Source organism: Bradyrhizobium betae (genome assembly GCF_004123905.1).
In the GTDB taxonomy this organism is placed as follows: domain Bacteria; phylum Pseudomonadota; class Alphaproteobacteria; order Rhizobiales; family Xanthobacteraceae; genus Bradyrhizobium; species Bradyrhizobium betae_A.
In genome coordinates this window covers 19,039-35,634 of record NZ_MZXW01000008.1, presented here as the reverse complement: position 1 = coordinate 35,634, position 16,596 = coordinate 19,039, and the positions used below count along the sequence as shown (strand labels likewise).

Genomic DNA, 16,596 nt, shown 5'->3' with positions numbered 1-16,596 from the left:
CCGGGTGAGGGTTCTCTCCTCTGGGGGAGTCTCCCTGGAGGAGACACCCTCTCCCCAACCCTCTCCCGCAAGCGGGAGAGGGAGCACACCTCCGTCGTCGCCTCGATCAAACCTCATTTCGTCAGGCTCTAGCTCGCGCTCTGCGGATCGGTCAGCAATCTCGTCAGCAGCCGGCCGCTCGGCGGCAGCGGTCGATTGATCGCCGAGATCAGAGAGAACTGGGTCGTGTAGCGAAATGCCTCGGCGCCCGAGACTTCCTCCAATTGATGGATCGGTCGCAGCATCTCGACATAATGCATCGGCAGGAAGCCGACAAACCCGCCGCCGACCAGCATCGTCGCGACCGCCTCCAGCCCGAAAGCGACAGCGTGTTGCTTCATGTGAAGCCGCCGGGCGAGGTTTTGCGTGCGTCGATCGTTTGTCCGCGTCACCAGAACCACACCGCCATCGCGCAGGGCATCGAGCGCAAGCGGCGTTGCGGCCGCCGTGTAAAGTCGGAACTCCTCGGTGAAGAGTGAGACGTATTCGAGCTTGCTGTTGACGGCGGGCTGCCCGCTGATCGCGAGATGCAGTCGTCGCTCCAGCACGTCCTCGACGAGTGTGTTTGGCAGGCCGATCGCCACGTTCAGGGTGACATTGGGAGCAGCGGCGCGAAACCGGGCCAGCGTGTCCGCCAGCCGGCAATGCGGGTTGGACAGGCAGTTGTCGGCGATACCAACCTTCAGTTCGCCCGACAGGATGTTCCTGGCCAGATTGAGCTCGTGATGCACCATTTCGAGCGCGTCGCAGGCCGCGATGCTGGCGAGCAGGGCCTTGTGGCCGAAATCAGTCAACTCGAAGCCGGAAGGGCCGCGAAAGCAGAGCCTGCTGCCGAGGCGCGTTTCCAGCGCGAGCAGATGCCGGCTGATGGTCGATCGCTCCATCCCGAGCTGGGCTTCCGCCGCAGTTAGTCCGCCGGCCTCGGCGACCGCGCGAAAGATGCGCATCAGCCTGAGATCACTCTCGGTGAGCTGCGGAACGGGTGCCGGCGGGACGTGCTTCATGTTGCGGTTCCTACAAGCATGGTTTCGGGAAAAATCATTCCGGACGCTGTCGGCTGCGCGTTACCGTCGCTGAACGTCCGAGCGATGCGCAGACCGGCCGCTTGGCGGCCAGATGCCGATTTGTTCGGCAAGACCAACCTGCTGTGACCTGGAGGACCTATGGTTCTGCCCCTGACGGTGCCGCCTTCGCTCAAGCACCAGAGCCTGCTCTGGTCGCCAATTTGCACCGATCTCGACGCTCTCGACGCGCACATTGCCATCCTCGGCATTCCCTACGGCAGCGCATACGATGCCGCCGCGATCACAAACGATCAATCGAAGGCACCCGATGCCGTCCGTTCGGTCACCGATCGCATCTGTCGCGGCCTGGAGCGCTACGATTTCGACGTCGGTGGTCCGATCTACGGCGGACGTGCCTTGAAAGTGGTCGATGTCGGCAACGTGCCTGCCGACATGACCGATCTCCGCAGCCACTCCGTCCGCGCCGAGCAAGCGGTAAGCAAGATCCTTGCCGCCGGTGCCATGCCCATCACCATCGGTGGCGACCATGGCATCCCGATCCCGATCCTGCGCGCCTTCAAGGGCCATGGTCCGATCACGCTGATCCAGGTCGATGCCCATATCGACTGGCGCGACGAGGTGAACGGCGTTCGCGATGGCCTCTCGAGTCCGATCCGGCGGGCCTCCGAGATGCCCCACATCGGCGAGATATTTCAGATCGGCATCCGCTCGTCGGGGAGCGCGCGGCCCGAAGAAGTCGAGGCGGCGGCGGCCTACGGCTCCAACATCATTCCGGCCTTCGAGGTGCACGACAAGGGCATGGATTCCGTGCTCGATCGAATTCCGGAGGGCGGTCAGTATTACATCACGATCGACGCCGACGGCCTCGATCCGACCGTCATGCCTGCTGTCGAGGGCCCGGCGCCGGGGGGCCTCACCTTCCATCAGGTCCGCAAGCTCATCCACGGTCTCGTGCGCAAGGGACGGGTGGTCGGCATGGACATCGTGGAGATCACGCCGGCCATCGACGTCAACATGATCACCTGCATCACGGCCGGACGCCTGATCGTGAATCTGATCGGCGCTGCGGTGAGGGCGAATTATTTCGACGCGCCGCCCGCCTGAGGCGACGGCAATCTTTGCGAACATGAAAATAGAGGGATCAGCCATGCGGAAGACCAATCGCAAATTGTTCGGCATCCTGGCCGGCAGCGCCTGCCTCGCGCTGGTCGCGAGCCAGCCTGCCTTCGCGGAGACGACGCTGGACAAGATCAAGCGGACCGGCGAACTGACGGTCGGCACCGAGGCGGCCTTTCCTCCCTTCGAATTCGTCAAGGACGGCAAGATCATCGGCTACGGCTCCGACATCCTGGCCGAAGTGGTCAAGGAGTTCGGCGTCAAGAAGCTGAACCAGCTCGATCTGCCCTGGCAGGGCATCCTGCCGGGCGTGCTGGCCGGCAAGTTCGATTTTGTCGCCACCACGGTCGGCATCAACGCGGAGCGCGCCAAGCGCTACGCCTATACGATGCCGATTGCCGACGGTTTGCCCTATGCCATGAAGCGCAAGGGCGACAAGCTCACCAAGCTGGAAGACCTCAACGGCAAGGTGGTCGCAACCCAGCTGGCCTCGTCGACCGAACCGGTCGCCCGTGCGCTCGATGCCAAGCTGAAGGCCGCCGGTGGAACGGGCTTCAAGGAGCTGAAGCTCTTCACCGCTTACCCCGAGAGCTACGTCGCGCTCGCGAATGGTGAGGCCGACGCCGTGCTCCAGCCACTGCCGAGCCTTGCTGCGCTGGTCAAGGACAAGTCCGATGTCTTCGAACTGATGGCGCCGATACCCCAGGACAGCGGACACCCCTATCTCGCCTGGGTAACGCGGCCTGACGACAAGGATTTGCGTGATGCCATCTCCGCGGTGATCCGCAAGATGCGCGACGATGGACGCCTCGCGACACTCCAGAAGAAATGGTTCGGCTTCGAGATGACGATCCCGGATCAAGACTATCTGCCGCCCGGAGCCATGTAGCCGTTCGACGTGGCGACCAGGGGTAATGGCAAGACCAGGCACCTTCCGACATGAAAGGCCCGTGTCATGGGCTTCAAGCTCGACTATCTGCTGTCGATCCTGCCTCGTCTGATCGGTGCGGCGGCCGTGAACATCCGTTTGGCGATCATCATCATGCTGCTCGCCCTCTTGCTCGGCACCGCGTTGACCATCGTCCGCGCGCAGAAGATCGCGTCGGTCAATGCGCTCATCGCTGTCATCATCAGCTTCGTGCGCGGCACGCCGCTCCTGATCCAGATCTTCATCGCCTATTACGTGCTTCCGGCGGTTGGCCTCGACCTCTCGCCGGAAGTGGCTGGTATCTCGGCCATCGCCTTCAACAGCATGGTCTTCGTCAGCGAGAGCATGCGCGGTGGTCTCGCCACCATCGAGGCCGGCCAGATCGAGGCTTCGACAGTGCTCGGGCTCCCGCCGCATGCCATCTGGCTCAAGGTGGTGCTGCCCCAACTGTTCCGGCGCATCGTGCCGGTGCTGATCAACGAGGCGACGATCGTGGTGAAAGGCACGGCGCTTCTGTCGGTCATCACCGTCGTCGACGTGCTGCGTACCGCGCAGCAGATGGCCAGCGCCAGCTATCGGCCGTTCGAGACCATGATCGGCTCGGCGCTCGTCTTTCTCGTCATCAATCTCGTCATTAGCCTGTCCGGCAGGGTGGCTGAGGCCCGCTTCGCTGCGGCGCGGGTCTGAAGCGATGCATTTCGATCCCGCCGTCCTGGTCGACTACTGGCCGCTGCTGTTGCAAGGCGCGTGGTTGACCCTGCAGGTTTCGGCTGCGGCGTTCGTGATGGGCTATGTCGCGGGGATTGCGGTTGCCTTGATCGCGCTCGTGCCGGGCTGGCTGCCGCGACTCGTGACCGGTCTCTATGTCGAAACCCTGCGCAACATTCCCTTCATCATCATTCTCTTCGTCGTCTACTACGGATTGCCGTTTTCGGGCATCCGGCTGCCGGCGGTCCTGGTCGGGACCGTAGCCCTGGCGCTGTTCGCCAGCGCCTATTACGCCGAGATCGTGCGCGCTGCGATTCTCGCATTGCCGCGCGGCCAGTTCGAAAGTGCGCGCGCCATCGGCATGTCGCCGATGAGCGCGATGCGGCACGTGGTGGCGCCGCAGATCCTGCGCACGCTGGTACCGCCGTCCACCAACATGACGCTGACCATGATGAAGGAGTCGGCCGTCCTGTCCTCCATCACGGTGCCGGAGCTCACCTATCAGAGCCTCGTGGTGCAGGGAAACACCTTCGCCACCTTTGAGGTGTTCGCGGCCGTCGCTTCGATCTACTGGCTGATCGCGGTCGTCATCGCGGAAGCGTCCAGGCGGCTTGAACGCAGTGTCGGCGCGGTTCAGGCCGAGGCGACCAGCCGCAACCGGATCGCGGACCGCTATCTCTCGCTCGTCGCGAGGAAGGCGTGATGAGCGCGACGCCCGTCCTCCGCGTCTCCAACTTGACCAAGCGCTTTCACGGCGTCACCGCGCTCGACCAGGTCTATCTCGACGTGCACGCGGGTCAGATCGTCGCGCTGATCGGTCCGAGCGGGTGCGGCAAGAGCACCCTGCTGCGCTGCCTGACCTGGCTCGATCAGCCCGACGACGGCTTCATCGAAGTGGCGGGCAAGCCATTGGGCCGCGAATTGATGCCGGGCGGCGTCGTGCGCCGCCACAGCCGCCGGCAGATCGACGCCCTGCGTCCGCGGATCGGCATCGTCTTTCAGCAATTCCATCTCTGGCCGCACATGACCGCGCTCGAAAACGTGGTGCGGGCGCAGACCGTGGTGCTCGGCCGGTCGCGGGCCGAGGCGACGCGGCGCGGCGTAGAGTTGCTGACGCGGCTTGGGCTTGTCGACCGGATGGACCGCCATCCGCACGCGCTCTCCGGAGGACAGAAGCAGCGGGTCGCCATCGCCCGCGCGCTGGCGATGGATCCGGCCCTGATGTTGTTCGACGAGCCGACCTCGGCGCTCGATCCGGAGCTGGTCGGCGAGGTGCTCGCCGTGCTGCGTTCGCTCGCGAGCATCGGCATGACCATGCTGGTCGTCACGCACGAGATCGGCTTCGCGGCGAGCCTCGCCGACCGCATCGCGTTCATGGATCATGGTCGCATCCTCGAGGAAGGGCCGGCGCGCGACATCATGACCGCGCCGAAGGAGCCGCGCCTGCAAAGCTTTCTCGATCTGGTGCGTACGGACCATCGCATCACCAGGACAACAGCCAACCCCACGGAGTAGAGCCATGCCGCGCGTCAACCGTCCCTATGTCGGGATCCCCTCTTTCCTGCGCTCGCGGATCTGCGAGGATTTGTCCATGCTGGACGCCGCCATCGCCGTGCTCGGCGTGCCCTTCGACGAGGGCTCGCCGTTCATGCCGGGCAGCCGCCTTGCGCCGCGCGCGCTGCGCGAGCACTCGCTGCGCTTCTACGGCAGCGGCCAGGGCTATTACGATCCGGAGACCCGGCGCGAATATCTGGTCGAGGAAATGTCACAGGGCCTGATCGCCGACGTCGGCGACGTCGATATTCATCCCGCCAACGCGCCCCGCACCTTCGAAAACATCACCGCCATGGTGCGCGGCATTCTCGATCGTGGTGCGCTTCCCGTGGTGCTCGGCGGCGATCACTCGATCACCTATCCGGTGTTTCGCGCTTTCGACGAGAAGCTGCACGTCATCCATTTCGACGCGCACACCGACTATGCGCCGTTCGAGAACGATCTGACCATCACCAACAGCCATGCCTTCCGCCATATCGCCGGCATGGACAACACGCTCAGCCTGACCCAGGTCGGCATCCGCAGCCTGCGTCATTCGCCGGAGCAGGTCGAGGACGTCATCGCCGGCGGCAACCGGATCATCCCGATGGGCGAATTCCGGCGGATCGGTCCGGAGGGGATTGCTGCTCTGCTGCCCGCCAATTCCCGCGTCTATGTCAGCATCGACGTGGACGCCATGGACATGTCGCTGGTCCCGGGCTGCGTCTCGGCCGAGCCGAACGGGATGAGCTATGTCGAGTTGCGCGACAGCCTGAAGGCGATCGCCGAGAGACACGACATCGCGGGCTTCGACTTCGTCGAGGTCAATCCGCCGCTCGATGTCGGTACCGGCGTCACCGCCTATCTCGGCGCGCTGACCGTCATCGAATTCCTCGGCCACATCTGCGCCCAGCCGCGCTGGGCAGCACGTCGCAGCGCCCGCCGCGCCGCTTGAGCCTCACGAATTGACGTGCACGAAATCCCGCAGCAGCGGATAGATCTCGTTGTTCCAGCGCTTGCCGGAGAAGCTGCACGAAGCCGGGATAGACTTTGCAGGCGCCGCGGCACGAAGCGCGAGGTCGCCAACGACGAGATCAGAAGCCCGGTGCGCGCGCTGGATTACCAGCCGCCGGTCCGGGAGTATCGCGAAGTCTCGCCGGACCACGTCGTGCAGATCTGGGGCGAGGAGCGGTCGGCGTGAAGTGCGAAGTCGCGGAGCGTCTTCCGGTGACGCGGCCGAACCTCATGAGTTGACGTGCACGAAACAAGCACGCGTGGATAGATTCTGATGCCGGCGAAATGCGGGACGGCTTGCTGCTCCTGCTCCGGAAATTGTGACCGGATGGAGCGACAGGGAGCCACGGAATGTGAACCGCCTCATATTCCATCACTTTCTTTTCGAGCTATCAGTCCTCGCAAGAAATTGCCGCACCCGGACCTAACTGACAGACACGGGTGAGATGCAATGCCTGCGTAGCCGCGTGCTCGCAGCTTTGGATTGGCTCTCGTCATTGCTCACGAGCAAGCCAGCCCCATCACTCAGCACAGATCTTTCAGAAATTGGAATCAAGGGAATCGCAAGACCCGTCCACGAAGCTGCCTCTATTCGGGGGTGGCCGGTGGGCCGCTACTTATCCGAGAAGGAGCCCCCAATGAAGATAAGCAATGCAGTTTCCGCATTTTCGCTCACACGGCACGCCGGCAATCTTCGAATCGCTCGTTCCAGTCTGATCAGGTCGGCCCATCTCCTTGAAAGAATTGGGCTCGCAGCCGTTGGGGCCTCTTGCGGCCTCTATGTGGGCGCGACCCTGTTGCGTCAGAAAGATGGACTGTTTGAAAGCGGCTGGATCGTGCTGATAACGACGCTCTACGGAGCTCTTAGCTATTATGTCGGAGTTGATCTGTCTGGCAGTGTCGCACGGAAGTCGATTTCGAGCGCCTCGGAAGAATGGGACGGTTCCGAGCCGGCTGAGATCATGAGTGCGGCCGGAACTTTCGGCGCCGCGATTGCTGCGACCCTGTCCGTCATCATCCTTGTCCTTGATCAGAACCTGCCCAGTGGCCTGATAGCCTTTGTTGCCGGCTGTTGGGTGGCTGGTTCTTCGCTTCAAGTTGCGGCGGGCACGATGGCTCGCAACTACGAAGCGCCATAGGCAAGGAATGAAGGAGCGGTGCTCACGGAACGACGTCTGCCTGGCGTCGTGACGTGAGCGCAAGCCGCAGTGCTGGAATCGGTTTCAGGTCTGGAGCGCCCAATTCGGCGAACAGCCGTGCTCCAAAGGTGCTGCGATCAGCGTGCCGAGCTCGCGCACGCGAATGCCGCTGAGTGGACCCTCCATGTCGTCTCTTCCAAACGATCTGCCAATTCTCCTATAGAAGATTTCTCTTTTATAATAGAAGATTTCTGCTAGGCTTCGTTTTGTAAGGCGCGATCAAGACGCCACTCGGGGACGACAACGCAAAACGGGGGATCGCCGTGAGACTGAAGTCAGCGGTACCGGCCGCAGCATTGCTGCTGGCCGCGGGAATGCCTTTTGCCTGCGCGCAGGCGCAGCAGCTCGGAACGATCTACGGATTCGGCGACAGTCTGCTCGACGTGTCGCGCAATTGCCCGATCGCGTTTCCGCAATCTGCGCCCTACGGCGCCTGCGGCAACGGACGGGGCACGCTGCAATGGCTGTCGCAGCTCACGAACTACAGCTTCATCAAGACCAACGACTACGCCTATAACGGCGTGGGCAACGGCGTCTTTCCGGCATTCAACGGCGGGCCGACCGTGGCGCAACAGATCGTCGAGTTCACCGGGTCCGGCCGAAGCTTCCAGCCAAACGACCTGATCGTCGTCGGCGGCATGCCCAACAACTCGGCAGCACCGTTGCTGGGAATCCTCGATTCGAACGGAGTTCCCTACACGCCGCAAACGCTGTCCGCAGCAACCTTGTCCCAGCAGTACAGCAACATCGCGCAACTGATCAAAGCAGGTGGACACAATTTCGTCGTCGAGAACATGTTCTCGTCGTCCGCCTACAATTTCTATGTGATCGGCGGCTTCTATCCGCTTGGTGCGCCGTATGCATTTCCGAACATCCCGGGGGCCACGACGTTCTTCGGCCTGGCGAACAGCAATCTCGCGGCCACACTCGCGCCGCTTGCCGCTCCGGGCGTGCGCCTGCACGTCATCGATCTCGCCGCGATCTATACCAAGGCCTACACTGATCCGACCAGCCTTGGGTTCAAGACAGGTACGGCCTGCATTTTCGACGGAAGCTGCTTGACGGCGTCGAAGGACGTGCAGAACCAGCACTTCATGTTCGATCTGCATCCGACCGATGCCGGCTATGCGGTGATTGCGCGCTACGAAGCCAATCTGCTTGCGGCGCAGGACGGAGTCGCCGCGCAGGGCGACATTGCACAACTCACCGCCCAGAATTTCTCCAACTCGATCTTCTCGCGGCTGGATGCCTATCGCGCCAACGATCCGCGTGTAACAGGGATGGCGTCACCGTCTCAAGCCTTTGCGTCCATGGACCGGCCTGGCATGAGCACGAAGGCGCCGCCGCGTCTTGCGCCCGAATTGCCGTTCTCGGTCTATCTGGACGCAGCCTATGGCAGCGGCAGCCGCGGCGACCGCTTCGGCGCCGACGGCAACGCCGTCGGTTTCGACTACACGCTGGCGGGTGGCACCTTCGGCGCCGACTATAAGGTCGATCCCAACATCCGCGTCGGCGCCGCGCTCAACTACACCAATCCTGTCGCCAATCTGCATGGCGGCACCGGTCACCTCAATCTCGACAGCTATCAGATCGGCGGCTTCGCATCCTTCACCTATTCGCATCTGTTGACGGACATCGTCGCGACCTACGGCTACAACAACTACCGCATCGATCGTCCCGGCGTCGTCGATACGATCCGCGGCAGCACGACCGGCGACACCTTCACCGTCGGCGCCAAGTCCGCTTATCTGTTCGATGTCGGCGCCGTCCGGATCGGTCCGCTGGCCGGGCTCGTCTACGACTACTCCAACGTCAATCCGTACACCGAGACCGGCGATCCCATCATCACCCAGTTCGTCGCGCGGCAAAAGCTAGAAGGCCTGACCGGCAGCGCGGGCGTGCAGGTCCGTGCGCCTTTCATGGTCGGGACGCGTCCGGTCAATTCCTTCGTCAATCTGACCGCCGAGCACGATTTCCTTGGGGGCGCCCGGACCCTGCTCGCGGCGGAGACGGTGGCGCTCGCCTTGCCGATCTACACTGTCGTGGCGGGCAATCCTGATCGCACTTACGGCAAGGTGGTGGGCGGCCTCAGCACGGCGCTATCAGGCAATGTCAACGCCATGCTGACCGCGGCCGGAACGTTCGGCACCAGCAATCCGCAATTCGCCCTGCAAGGCGCGGTCAAAGTAGCTTTCTAGCGACAATGAGAACGAGCAATCAGCGATACATCAGGGAGGGAAACATGACCTTGTCACTGCTTCGCGCGATGGTGCTGGCAATGCTGCTGGGCGCTCCTGCGGCGGCTTTCGCGGAGGACGCCCCGTTCCGGATCGGCGTGATCGACGACATGTCCGGGGTCTATTCGGGCAATGGCGGACCCGGCACGGTGCTCGCGACCAAGATGGCCGTTGAGGATTTCGGCGGCAAGGTGCTGGGACGTCCGATCGAAGTCATCTCGGCCGACCATCAAAGCAAGCCGGACATCGGCGCGGCTCTGGCGCGTCAGTACATCGAGCAGCAGGGCGTCAGCGCGATCATTCCGGGCGGCGCGAGTTCGGTCGGGCTCGCGGTACAGGCGATTGCGCGCTCGCTGAAGAAGACCACGCTGATAAGCGGCGGCTATGCTTCCAACTTCAGCGGCGACGGCTGCTCGCCCTACGGCACGCAATGGGCGCCATCGACCAGCGAGCTCTCCAGGACCATTGCCAAGGGCATTGTCGATGGCGGCGGCAAGAAATGGTTCTTCATTGTCGCCGACTACGTGTTCGGCAAGAATCTCGCGGCTGACGCCGGCGAGACCGTGAAGGCTTCCGGCGGCCAGGTCGTCGGCCAGGTGCTGCATCCCCTCAATGTGACCGATCTCGCGTCCCAGCTGCTGGCGGCGCAGGGCTCCGGCGCCGACGTGATCGGGCTGGCCAATGCCGGGCCCGATCTCGTGCTCGCGATCAAGCAGGCCAGGGAATTCGGCGTCAGCGCCAAGCTCGCGACCATGCTGGTGTTCGAGAACAACGTCACCGCGCTGGGGCTTTCGACCGCGCAGGGCCTGCGGCTCGCGGCGTCGTTTTACTGGGATCTGAACGACGAGACCCGCGGCTGGTCGAAGCGCTTCATGGCCCGCAACGGCAACGCAGTGCCGACCATGGGGCACGTGCTCGCCTATCTCGCGACCACACACTACCTGAAGGCCGTCGCCGCGGTGGGCTCCGACGATGCAGCGCAGGTGCAGGTCAAGATGCTGCAGCAGCCGATCGAGGGCAACCTGATCCAGCACGCGCATATCCAGCCCAACGGCCGCGTCGTTTCCGACATGCACATTTTCGAGGTGAAGAGCCCGCAGGAATCCAAGAGCCCGGCGGATCTGTACAAGCTGGTCGCGACGCTACCGGGCGATGGCCTGTTCGTCCCGGCCGAGAAGAGCGGATGTCCTTACCTTGCCGTGAGGTAGGGCCGAAGTTGGGAATGAGGTGCTGCCATGAATGCAGAGGGTACTGTGCGCACGACGTCGCAGGATGAGATGCGGGGCGATGCCCCGCATCAGCTCCGGGCGTTCAAGATGTTCATCGACGGCGAATGGTGCGAGTCAGCCTCCGGGCGTTGGCTGGAGACCAAGAATCCATATACGGGAAAGGCATGGGCCGTCATCCCCAGGGGAAATGCTGAGGACATCGACAGGGCCGTGCAGGCGGCGAACCGCGCCTTCGTCGCCGGTCCCTGGGCAACCATGCATCCGAGCGACCGGGGCGTCCTGCTGAACCGGGTTGCCGACCTCATCGCCGCGAATGCGGAGCGGTTGGCCGAGTTAGAAGTGCGCGACAATGGCAAGCTCAGGGTCGAGATGCTCGGCCAGATGAGATATCTGCCGCGCTGGTTTCAGTATTACGGCGGGCTTGCCGACAAGATCGAAGGCCGCATGCCGCCGACCGACAAGAAAGGCATGCTGCACTACGTCTCCTACGAGCCGGTCGGCGTCGTCGGCGCGATCACGCCGTGGAATTCGCCGCTGCTGCTGACGGTCTGGAAACTCGCACCCGCGCTTGCCGCCGGCAACACCGTGGTCATCAAGCCGTCCGAGTTCGCGTCCACGTCTCTGCTCGCATTGGTCGAGCTGTTCGAACAGGCCGGCTTCCCGAAAGGCGTGGTCAACGTCGTCACCGGCCTGGGCGCCGAAACTGGGGAGCCTCTGGTAGAGCATCCCTTCATCGACCGTATCGCCTTCACCGGCGGCAATCTTGCCGGCCGCAAGATCTATGAAGCGGCGGCCCTGCAGTTCAAGCGCGTCTCGCTCGAGCTCGGCGGCAAGTCGCCGAACATCGTCTTCGGCGACGCCAGCATCGAGGACGCGGTCAAGGGCGTCATCTCCGGCATCTTCGCCGCGAGCGGCCAGACCTGCATGGCCGGATCGCGACTGCTGTTGCATTCCTCGATACACGACGCGTTCCTTTCGCGTCTCGTCGAGGTGATGAAGGCGGCACGTCTCGGCGATCCCGACAGTCCCGATACCGACGTCGGACCGGTTGCGACGGAGCAGCAATTGCAGAAGGTGCTTCACTACATCGAGCTCGCCAAACAGGAGGGTGCTCGCTGTGTTCTCGGCGGCCGGCGGGCTTCCCGGCCGGAATGCGGCGACGGCTGGTTCGTGGAGCCAACCATCTTCGCCGACGTCACCAACGACATGCGGATCGCGCGTGAGGAGGTGTTCGGTCCGGTTCTCAGCGTGATCAAATTCCATTCCGACGACGAGGCGATCGCGCTCGCCAATGATACGCCGTTCGGCCTTGCGGCAGGCCTCTGGACCACCGATCTTGGCCGCGCGATCGCGCTGCCGAAGCGGCTGCGGGCGGGAACGGTCTGGGTCAATGCCTATCGCGTTGTCAGCTATCTCTCGCCATTCGGCGGCTTCAAGGAGTCCGGCCTCGGCCGGGAGAACGGGCTCGAGGCGATCTACGAATATCTGGAGGCCAAGAGCGTCTTCATCAATCCGACGCCATCGATCTCTAATCCGTTTACGTTGCAGTAATTCGGGTCAGGCTCGGCGGCGCCGGATGACGAGATAGTACGCGCATGGAGTCCTGCCCGCATTGATGAAGCGGTAGGGCTCGCGCACATCGAAGTAGAAGGAGTCGCCGGTATCGAGGACGTAATTCGCGTCGCCCGTCTGCACCGTCAGCTGGCCCTCATGCACGACCAGATATTTTTCCGTCGCCACCTTGTAGGGCGGCAGCTCACCGGAGGATTCGCCCGGCGGAATTCGGTGCAGCAGGAATTCGAGATCGTTGTCCAGATGGGACGGCGATAAATTGTGACGTTCAAAGCCCGTCTCGGGATCCTTGAAGGCCAGTCGGTTGGCTCTGCGGATCACCGCGACCTGCGCTGGATCGGGCTCCGCGCCCATCAGCGTGGACATCGAGACATTGAGCCCCTTGGCGATCCGCACGATGATCGCGAGAGTCGGGCTCTTCTCGCCTCGTTCGACCTTGGACAGCATGGCCCGGCTAACGCCGGATTGCGCCGCAAATTCCTCCAGCGTCAGGGCCGCCTGCGTCCGCAGCTGCTTCACCCGGCTGCCGAGTTCGACGATGATGGCATCGTCACCCGCGCGGCCTGTTCGCGGCTGCCGTCTCGATTTCGTCGGAGTCTTGCGGGAAATTGCCGCCTCGTCTCCGGGGGCTTCCGAAGTCTTTTGTCGTCGTGCGGGCAATCTGTCGTGCATGCGGCGCATAATTTCAGAAGTTGAGGCGCGTCACAAGGTTGCATGTGCCCCGACTCTCGCCGAAGCGCCGTTCCGCCGCAGCAGATCATCCCTGGCTGCCGTCGTGGGGCCCCGCCGTGACGAATGCGCCTCTACGAATTGACGTGCACGAAATCCCGCAGCAGGGGATAGATCTCGTTGTTCCAGCGCTTGCCGGAGAACACGCCGTAATGGCCGACTCCGGCCTGCATGTGGTGGACGCGGCGATAGGCGCGCACGCCGGTGCAGAGGTCCTGGGCGGCGAGCGTCTGGCCGATCGAGCAGATGTCGTCCTTCTCGCCTTCGACCGTCATCAGCCCCATGCGGCTGACCGCCTTGGTGTTCACGGGACGTCCGCGGTGCATCAGCTTGCCCTGCGGCAGCAAATGCTCCTGGAACACGTCGCGCACGGTCTCGATGTAGAACTCGGCCGGCAAATCCATCACGGCGAAATATTCGTCGTAGAAGGTCTTGATGCTCGCCGCCTTCTCCTTCTCGCCCTTGGCGATGTGGTTGGCGAGATCCATGTGCTGCTTGATGTGGCGCTCGAGATTCATCGAGACGAAGGCGGTGAGCTGCACGAAGCCGGGATAGACTTTGCGCAGGGCGCCGCGGCACTGCATCGGCACGTAGTTGATCAAATTGCTCTCGAACCAGTCGATCGGCCTGCTCTTGGCGAACTCGTTGACCCTGGTCGGCAGGATGCGCGTGTCGATCGGGCCCGCCATCAGCGTCAGCGTCGCCGGCCGCGACGGATGATTGCCCTCGCACATGATGGCGGCGGCCGCGAGCGCCGACACCGACGGCTGGCAGATCGCCACCATGTGCGGGCGCGGGCCGAGCTGTCCGAGGAAGTCGATCAGATGCTCGGTGTAGTCGTCGAGCCCGAAGCGGCCCTCGCTGCGCGGAATGTCGCGCGGATTGTGCCAGTCGGTGATATAGACGTCGTGATCCTGGAGCAGCGTCTTCACGGTGCCGCGCAACAGCGTGGCGAAGTGTCCGGACATCGGCGCCACCAGCAGCATGCGCGGCTGCTCCGGCGCGCCATCCTTCTTGAAGTGCAGCAGCGAGCCGAACGGCGTCGCGTAGGCGATCTCCTCGGTGATGCCGACCTCGCGGTTGCCCACCATGACGCTGTCGATGCCATAGGCGGGGCGGTGGTAGGTGAGCGTGGACCGGGAAATCAGCTCCAGCGCGGCCGAGAGCCGGCCGACGACCTGATCTGATAGGCCCTGCGGCACCAGATGGAGGAATCTGAGCGCGGACGAGGCGCCAGCCCGAAACGGCGCCGTCAAATCCATGTGGTTCTGAAAGGCCTGATAATACATCGACATCATTCTGAAGCGCCCACCTGTCCCGTACTGCTATGCAATATCGAAGCCAGACGGGAGTCAAACCGCCCTCAAAACTGGCACGTCGCTTGCTGTTCATTTCCCGGGAAGCACAGGTAATGGGCACGCCGGCGGACCGGGCGGAGTGCCGGTATCAGCGTGAGGGAAGGGCCATATGGCGAAAGCAACACTGACCATCAGCAGCAAGAACTACTCGTCGTGGTCGCTGCGTGGCTGGCTGCTGACGAAATTTTCCGGGCTCGATTTCGAGGAGATCGTGACCGCGCCGGACGACGCGTCCGCACGCGCGGAAATCCTGCTGCTGTCGTCGTCGATCCTGGTGCCGTGCCTGCGGCACGACGGCGCCACCGTCTGGGATACGCTGGCGATCGCGGAATATCTCAACGAGGCGATGCCAGACGCCGGGCTGTTGCCGGCCGACCGCGTCCAGCGCGCCCATTGCCGCTCGATTTGCGGCGAGATCCATTCCGGCTTCACCACGCTGCGCGCCTCGCTGCCGGTCAATCTGAAGGGACACTTCCCCGGCTTCAAGATCTGGTCGCGGGCGCAGGCCGACATCGACCGCGTCTGGGCGATCTGGCGCGACTGCCTGGAGAAGTCGGGCGGACCCTTCCTGTTCGGCGAGAAGCGCACCATGGCGGACGCGATGTACGCGCCCGTGGTGACGCGCTTCGTGACCTACAACGTCAAGCTCGAGCCGCGGCTGCAGGCCTATGCCGATACCATCATGGCCATGCCCGAGATGATGGAATGGGTCGCGGCGGCCAAGGACGAGCCGGCCGAGATCGAGGAGCTCGAGGTCGAATATTAGGCAGGCCTGCCTCTGCCCTGCCTGTTTCGGGGGCGGCGATCGCCCGGGGCGGCGGTGAGAGCCATGCCTTTGAGAGCCAAGTCTCTGAAAGCCAAGCCTTTTCCGCCGTTAACTTTTGGCGCCGGCTCCAGGCCCGAACCGGCCCGCCCGTCTCGTAGATATTGTGCGGGCCTGAGGAGGCGCCCCGACATCTAGCCGTGAACAGCTGCGTACAAGGCCGCTCCGCTGATTCGGACGTGATTCGTTCAGGCCGCGTTCCCCAGGTTAAGGCGGAGCGCGGCCCCGTTGCATTTTGAGACAAAAATCGCCGTCAGCTCAGGCGACGCTGGTGTGCTTCAGGCGCGGCAGGCGCCAGCCGATCACGGTCGCTTCGACCGCGACGCCGGCCGCATCGTTCTGCCAGCGCCCCTCGACATAGCGGCAGGCGAACGGCAGTTGATACGTACCGCTGTGGTCCTCGCACAAAACTTCGACCGGCAGGCCAGGTGGCGGCTCTCCGGCGCCATCGAATTCCGCCAGACGTCTATCGCGCGTTGCCATTCCAAAAATCTCCCCTAAACAAAGCCGCGGAAAGAGTGCCCATTTCTTCCGCGTGCGGATCATCGTTCCCCGTCCGAGGGAACGCGCCAAGCTCAACGCGAGAATGCGGTGCGAGTGTGGTAGCCGTTGGCAGCTGCGCGCAAACAGCGCACATTGCCGTGATTGATTTGGTGAGGAACCTGCATGCAACTTCGAAGCGCCGGCGTTTGTTTCGTGATGTTGCTGCTCGCCGCGCTGGCGCCGGTCCGTGCCCAGGACGTCCCCGGCATCGAGATCTGCACCGTCGAGAAGACCATGGAGCGGCGCACGAGCTGCCTGCAGAGCAATGTCGACTTCCTCCAAAAGACGATCACCAAGCTGAACCTCGACCACCAGCAGAAGCTGGATGCCGCGGCTCGCCAGATCGACGCATTGAAGATGACGGTCGCCGGCTTGCAGAAGACGCTCGGCGATCTCCAGACCGCGCAGACGAAGATCGCGGAGGATCTGAAGAAGAAGCAGGACGCGCCGCCGCCGAAGGATGCGAAGTAGGTGCCGTAGGGTGGGTTAGCCCCGCGGCTGCGCGAAGCGCAGTCCGCTGGGCTAACCCACCCTACGATTGCT

17 protein-coding genes are annotated in these 16,596 nt (G+C 63.4%); 13 read left to right on the top strand and 4 right to left on the bottom strand.

Annotated features, from left to right (window positions below; all coding sequences use genetic code 11):
• Positions 1–128: 128 nt before the first annotated feature.
• Complete coding sequence (locus B5V03_RS04850; protein WP_129268141.1) at positions 129–1,043, bottom strand: LysR family transcriptional regulator; 915 nt, start codon at positions 1,041–1,043, stop codon at positions 129–131.
• A gap of 159 nt (positions 1,044–1,202) precedes the next feature.
• On the opposite strand from B5V03_RS04850, the gene B5V03_RS04845 reads away from it, so the two are divergent.
• From B5V03_RS04845 to B5V03_RS04795, 11 genes are all read left to right on the top strand, one after another.
• Positions 1,203–2,168, top strand: a complete 966-nt coding sequence (locus B5V03_RS04845) for an agmatinase (protein WP_129268140.1) — start codon at positions 1,203–1,205, stop codon at positions 2,166–2,168.
• A 43-nt stretch (positions 2,169–2,211) separates the two neighbouring features.
• Entirely contained in the window at positions 2,212–3,069 is an 858-nt protein-coding gene (locus B5V03_RS04840; RefSeq protein WP_129268139.1) for a transporter substrate-binding domain-containing protein, read from the top strand.
• 66 nt (positions 3,070–3,135) lie between these two features.
• Positions 3,136–3,795 (top strand): amino acid ABC transporter permease, encoded by a 660-nt coding sequence (locus tag B5V03_RS04835; protein ID WP_129268138.1) that lies wholly within the window; start codon positions 3,136–3,138, stop codon positions 3,793–3,795.
• 4 nt (positions 3,796–3,799) lie between these two features.
• On the top strand, positions 3,800–4,519 hold the full coding sequence (locus B5V03_RS04830; RefSeq protein WP_129268137.1) for an amino acid ABC transporter permease: 720 nt from the start codon (positions 3,800–3,802) through the stop codon (positions 4,517–4,519).
• A complete protein-coding gene (locus B5V03_RS04825; RefSeq protein WP_129268136.1) occupies positions 4,519–5,331 on the top strand; it encodes an amino acid ABC transporter ATP-binding protein in 813 nt (270 codons plus the stop codon). Before B5V03_RS04830 ends, B5V03_RS04825 begins: the two co-directional genes overlap by 1 nt.
• A 4-nt stretch (positions 5,332–5,335) precedes the next feature.
• Positions 5,336–6,304: an arginase family protein gene (locus B5V03_RS04820; protein WP_129268135.1), complete on the top strand. Its 969-nt coding sequence runs from the start codon at positions 5,336–5,338 to the stop codon at positions 6,302–6,304.
• Between the two features lie 15 nt (positions 6,305–6,319).
• On the top strand, positions 6,320–6,550 hold the full coding sequence (locus B5V03_RS04815) for a hypothetical protein (RefSeq protein ID WP_129268134.1): 231 nt from the start codon (positions 6,320–6,322) through the stop codon (positions 6,548–6,550).
• 451 nt (positions 6,551–7,001) lie between these two features.
• A complete protein-coding gene (locus tag B5V03_RS04810; protein ID WP_129268133.1) occupies positions 7,002–7,502 on the top strand; it encodes a hypothetical protein in 501 nt (166 codons plus the stop codon).
• A 323-nt stretch (positions 7,503–7,825) separates the two neighbouring features.
• The gene (locus B5V03_RS04805) at positions 7,826–9,760 is read left to right on the top strand and encodes an autotransporter domain-containing protein (protein ID WP_129268132.1); all 1,935 of its coding nucleotides are present in this window, start codon (positions 7,826–7,828) and stop codon (positions 9,758–9,760) included.
• 44 nt (positions 9,761–9,804) lie between these two features.
• Positions 9,805–11,007 (top strand): ABC transporter substrate-binding protein, encoded by a 1,203-nt coding sequence (locus B5V03_RS04800; protein ID WP_129268131.1) that lies wholly within the window; start codon positions 9,805–9,807, stop codon positions 11,005–11,007.
• A 69-nt stretch (positions 11,008–11,076) separates the two neighbouring features.
• Positions 11,077–12,579, top strand: a complete 1,503-nt coding sequence (locus B5V03_RS04795; RefSeq protein ID WP_129268250.1) for an aldehyde dehydrogenase — start codon at positions 11,077–11,079, stop codon at positions 12,577–12,579.
• A gap of 6 nt (positions 12,580–12,585) precedes the next feature.
• On the opposite strand, the gene B5V03_RS04790 is transcribed toward B5V03_RS04795, so the two are convergent.
• Positions 12,586–13,272 (bottom strand): helix-turn-helix domain-containing protein, encoded by a 687-nt coding sequence (locus B5V03_RS04790; RefSeq protein ID WP_129268130.1) that lies wholly within the window; start codon positions 13,270–13,272, stop codon positions 12,586–12,588.
• Positions 13,273–13,403: 131 nt separating this feature from the next.
• The gene (locus tag B5V03_RS04785) at positions 13,404–14,627 is read right to left on the bottom strand and encodes a polyhydroxyalkanoate depolymerase (protein ID WP_129268129.1); all 1,224 of its coding nucleotides are present in this window, start codon (positions 14,625–14,627) and stop codon (positions 13,404–13,406) included.
• Positions 14,628–14,796: 169 nt separating this feature from the next.
• Here B5V03_RS04785 and B5V03_RS04780 point away from each other — a divergent pair, with 169 nt between their 5' ends.
• Complete coding sequence (locus B5V03_RS04780; RefSeq protein ID WP_129268128.1) at positions 14,797–15,453, top strand: glutathione S-transferase family protein; 657 nt, start codon at positions 14,797–14,799, stop codon at positions 15,451–15,453.
• A gap of 315 nt (positions 15,454–15,768) precedes the next feature.
• Here the strand turns inward: B5V03_RS04780 and B5V03_RS04775 are convergent, their stop codons facing one another.
• Positions 15,769–15,993, bottom strand: a complete 225-nt coding sequence (locus B5V03_RS04775; RefSeq protein WP_129268127.1) for a hypothetical protein — start codon at positions 15,991–15,993, stop codon at positions 15,769–15,771.
• A 183-nt stretch (positions 15,994–16,176) separates the two neighbouring features.
• Here B5V03_RS04775 and B5V03_RS04770 point away from each other — a divergent pair, with 183 nt between their 5' ends.
• On the top strand, positions 16,177–16,524 hold the full coding sequence (locus B5V03_RS04770) for a hypothetical protein (protein ID WP_129268126.1): 348 nt from the start codon (positions 16,177–16,179) through the stop codon (positions 16,522–16,524).
• The last annotated feature ends 72 nt before the right edge of the window (positions 16,525–16,596 follow it).

Coding starts and splice junctions, on each gene's coding strand:
- B5V03_RS04850 (WP_129268141.1), bottom strand. CDS start 1,043: ATGAAGCACGTCCCGCCGGCACCCGTTCCGCAGCTCACCGAGAGTGAT.
- B5V03_RS04845 (WP_129268140.1), top strand. CDS start 1,203: ATGGTTCTGCCCCTGACGGTGCCGCCTTCGCTCAAGCACCAGAGCCTG.
- B5V03_RS04840 (WP_129268139.1), top strand. CDS start 2,212: ATGCGGAAGACCAATCGCAAATTGTTCGGCATCCTGGCCGGCAGCGCC.
- B5V03_RS04835 (WP_129268138.1), top strand. CDS start 3,136: ATGGGCTTCAAGCTCGACTATCTGCTGTCGATCCTGCCTCGTCTGATC.
- B5V03_RS04830 (WP_129268137.1), top strand. CDS start 3,800: ATGCATTTCGATCCCGCCGTCCTGGTCGACTACTGGCCGCTGCTGTTG.
- B5V03_RS04825 (WP_129268136.1), top strand. CDS start 4,519: ATGAGCGCGACGCCCGTCCTCCGCGTCTCCAACTTGACCAAGCGCTTT.
- B5V03_RS04820 (WP_129268135.1), top strand. CDS start 5,336: ATGCCGCGCGTCAACCGTCCCTATGTCGGGATCCCCTCTTTCCTGCGC.
- B5V03_RS04810 (WP_129268133.1), top strand. CDS start 7,002: ATGAAGATAAGCAATGCAGTTTCCGCATTTTCGCTCACACGGCACGCC.
- B5V03_RS04800 (WP_129268131.1), top strand. CDS start 9,805: ATGACCTTGTCACTGCTTCGCGCGATGGTGCTGGCAATGCTGCTGGGC.
- B5V03_RS04795 (WP_129268250.1), top strand. CDS start 11,077: ATGCGGGGCGATGCCCCGCATCAGCTCCGGGCGTTCAAGATGTTCATC.
- B5V03_RS04790 (WP_129268130.1), bottom strand. CDS start 13,272: ATGCACGACAGATTGCCCGCACGACGACAAAAGACTTCGGAAGCCCCC.
- B5V03_RS04785 (WP_129268129.1), bottom strand. CDS start 14,627: ATGATGTCGATGTATTATCAGGCCTTTCAGAACCACATGGATTTGACG.
- B5V03_RS04780 (WP_129268128.1), top strand. CDS start 14,797: ATGGCGAAAGCAACACTGACCATCAGCAGCAAGAACTACTCGTCGTGG.
- B5V03_RS04775 (WP_129268127.1), bottom strand. CDS start 15,993: ATGGCAACGCGCGATAGACGTCTGGCGGAATTCGATGGCGCCGGAGAG.
- B5V03_RS04770 (WP_129268126.1), top strand. CDS start 16,177: ATGCAACTTCGAAGCGCCGGCGTTTGTTTCGTGATGTTGCTGCTCGCC.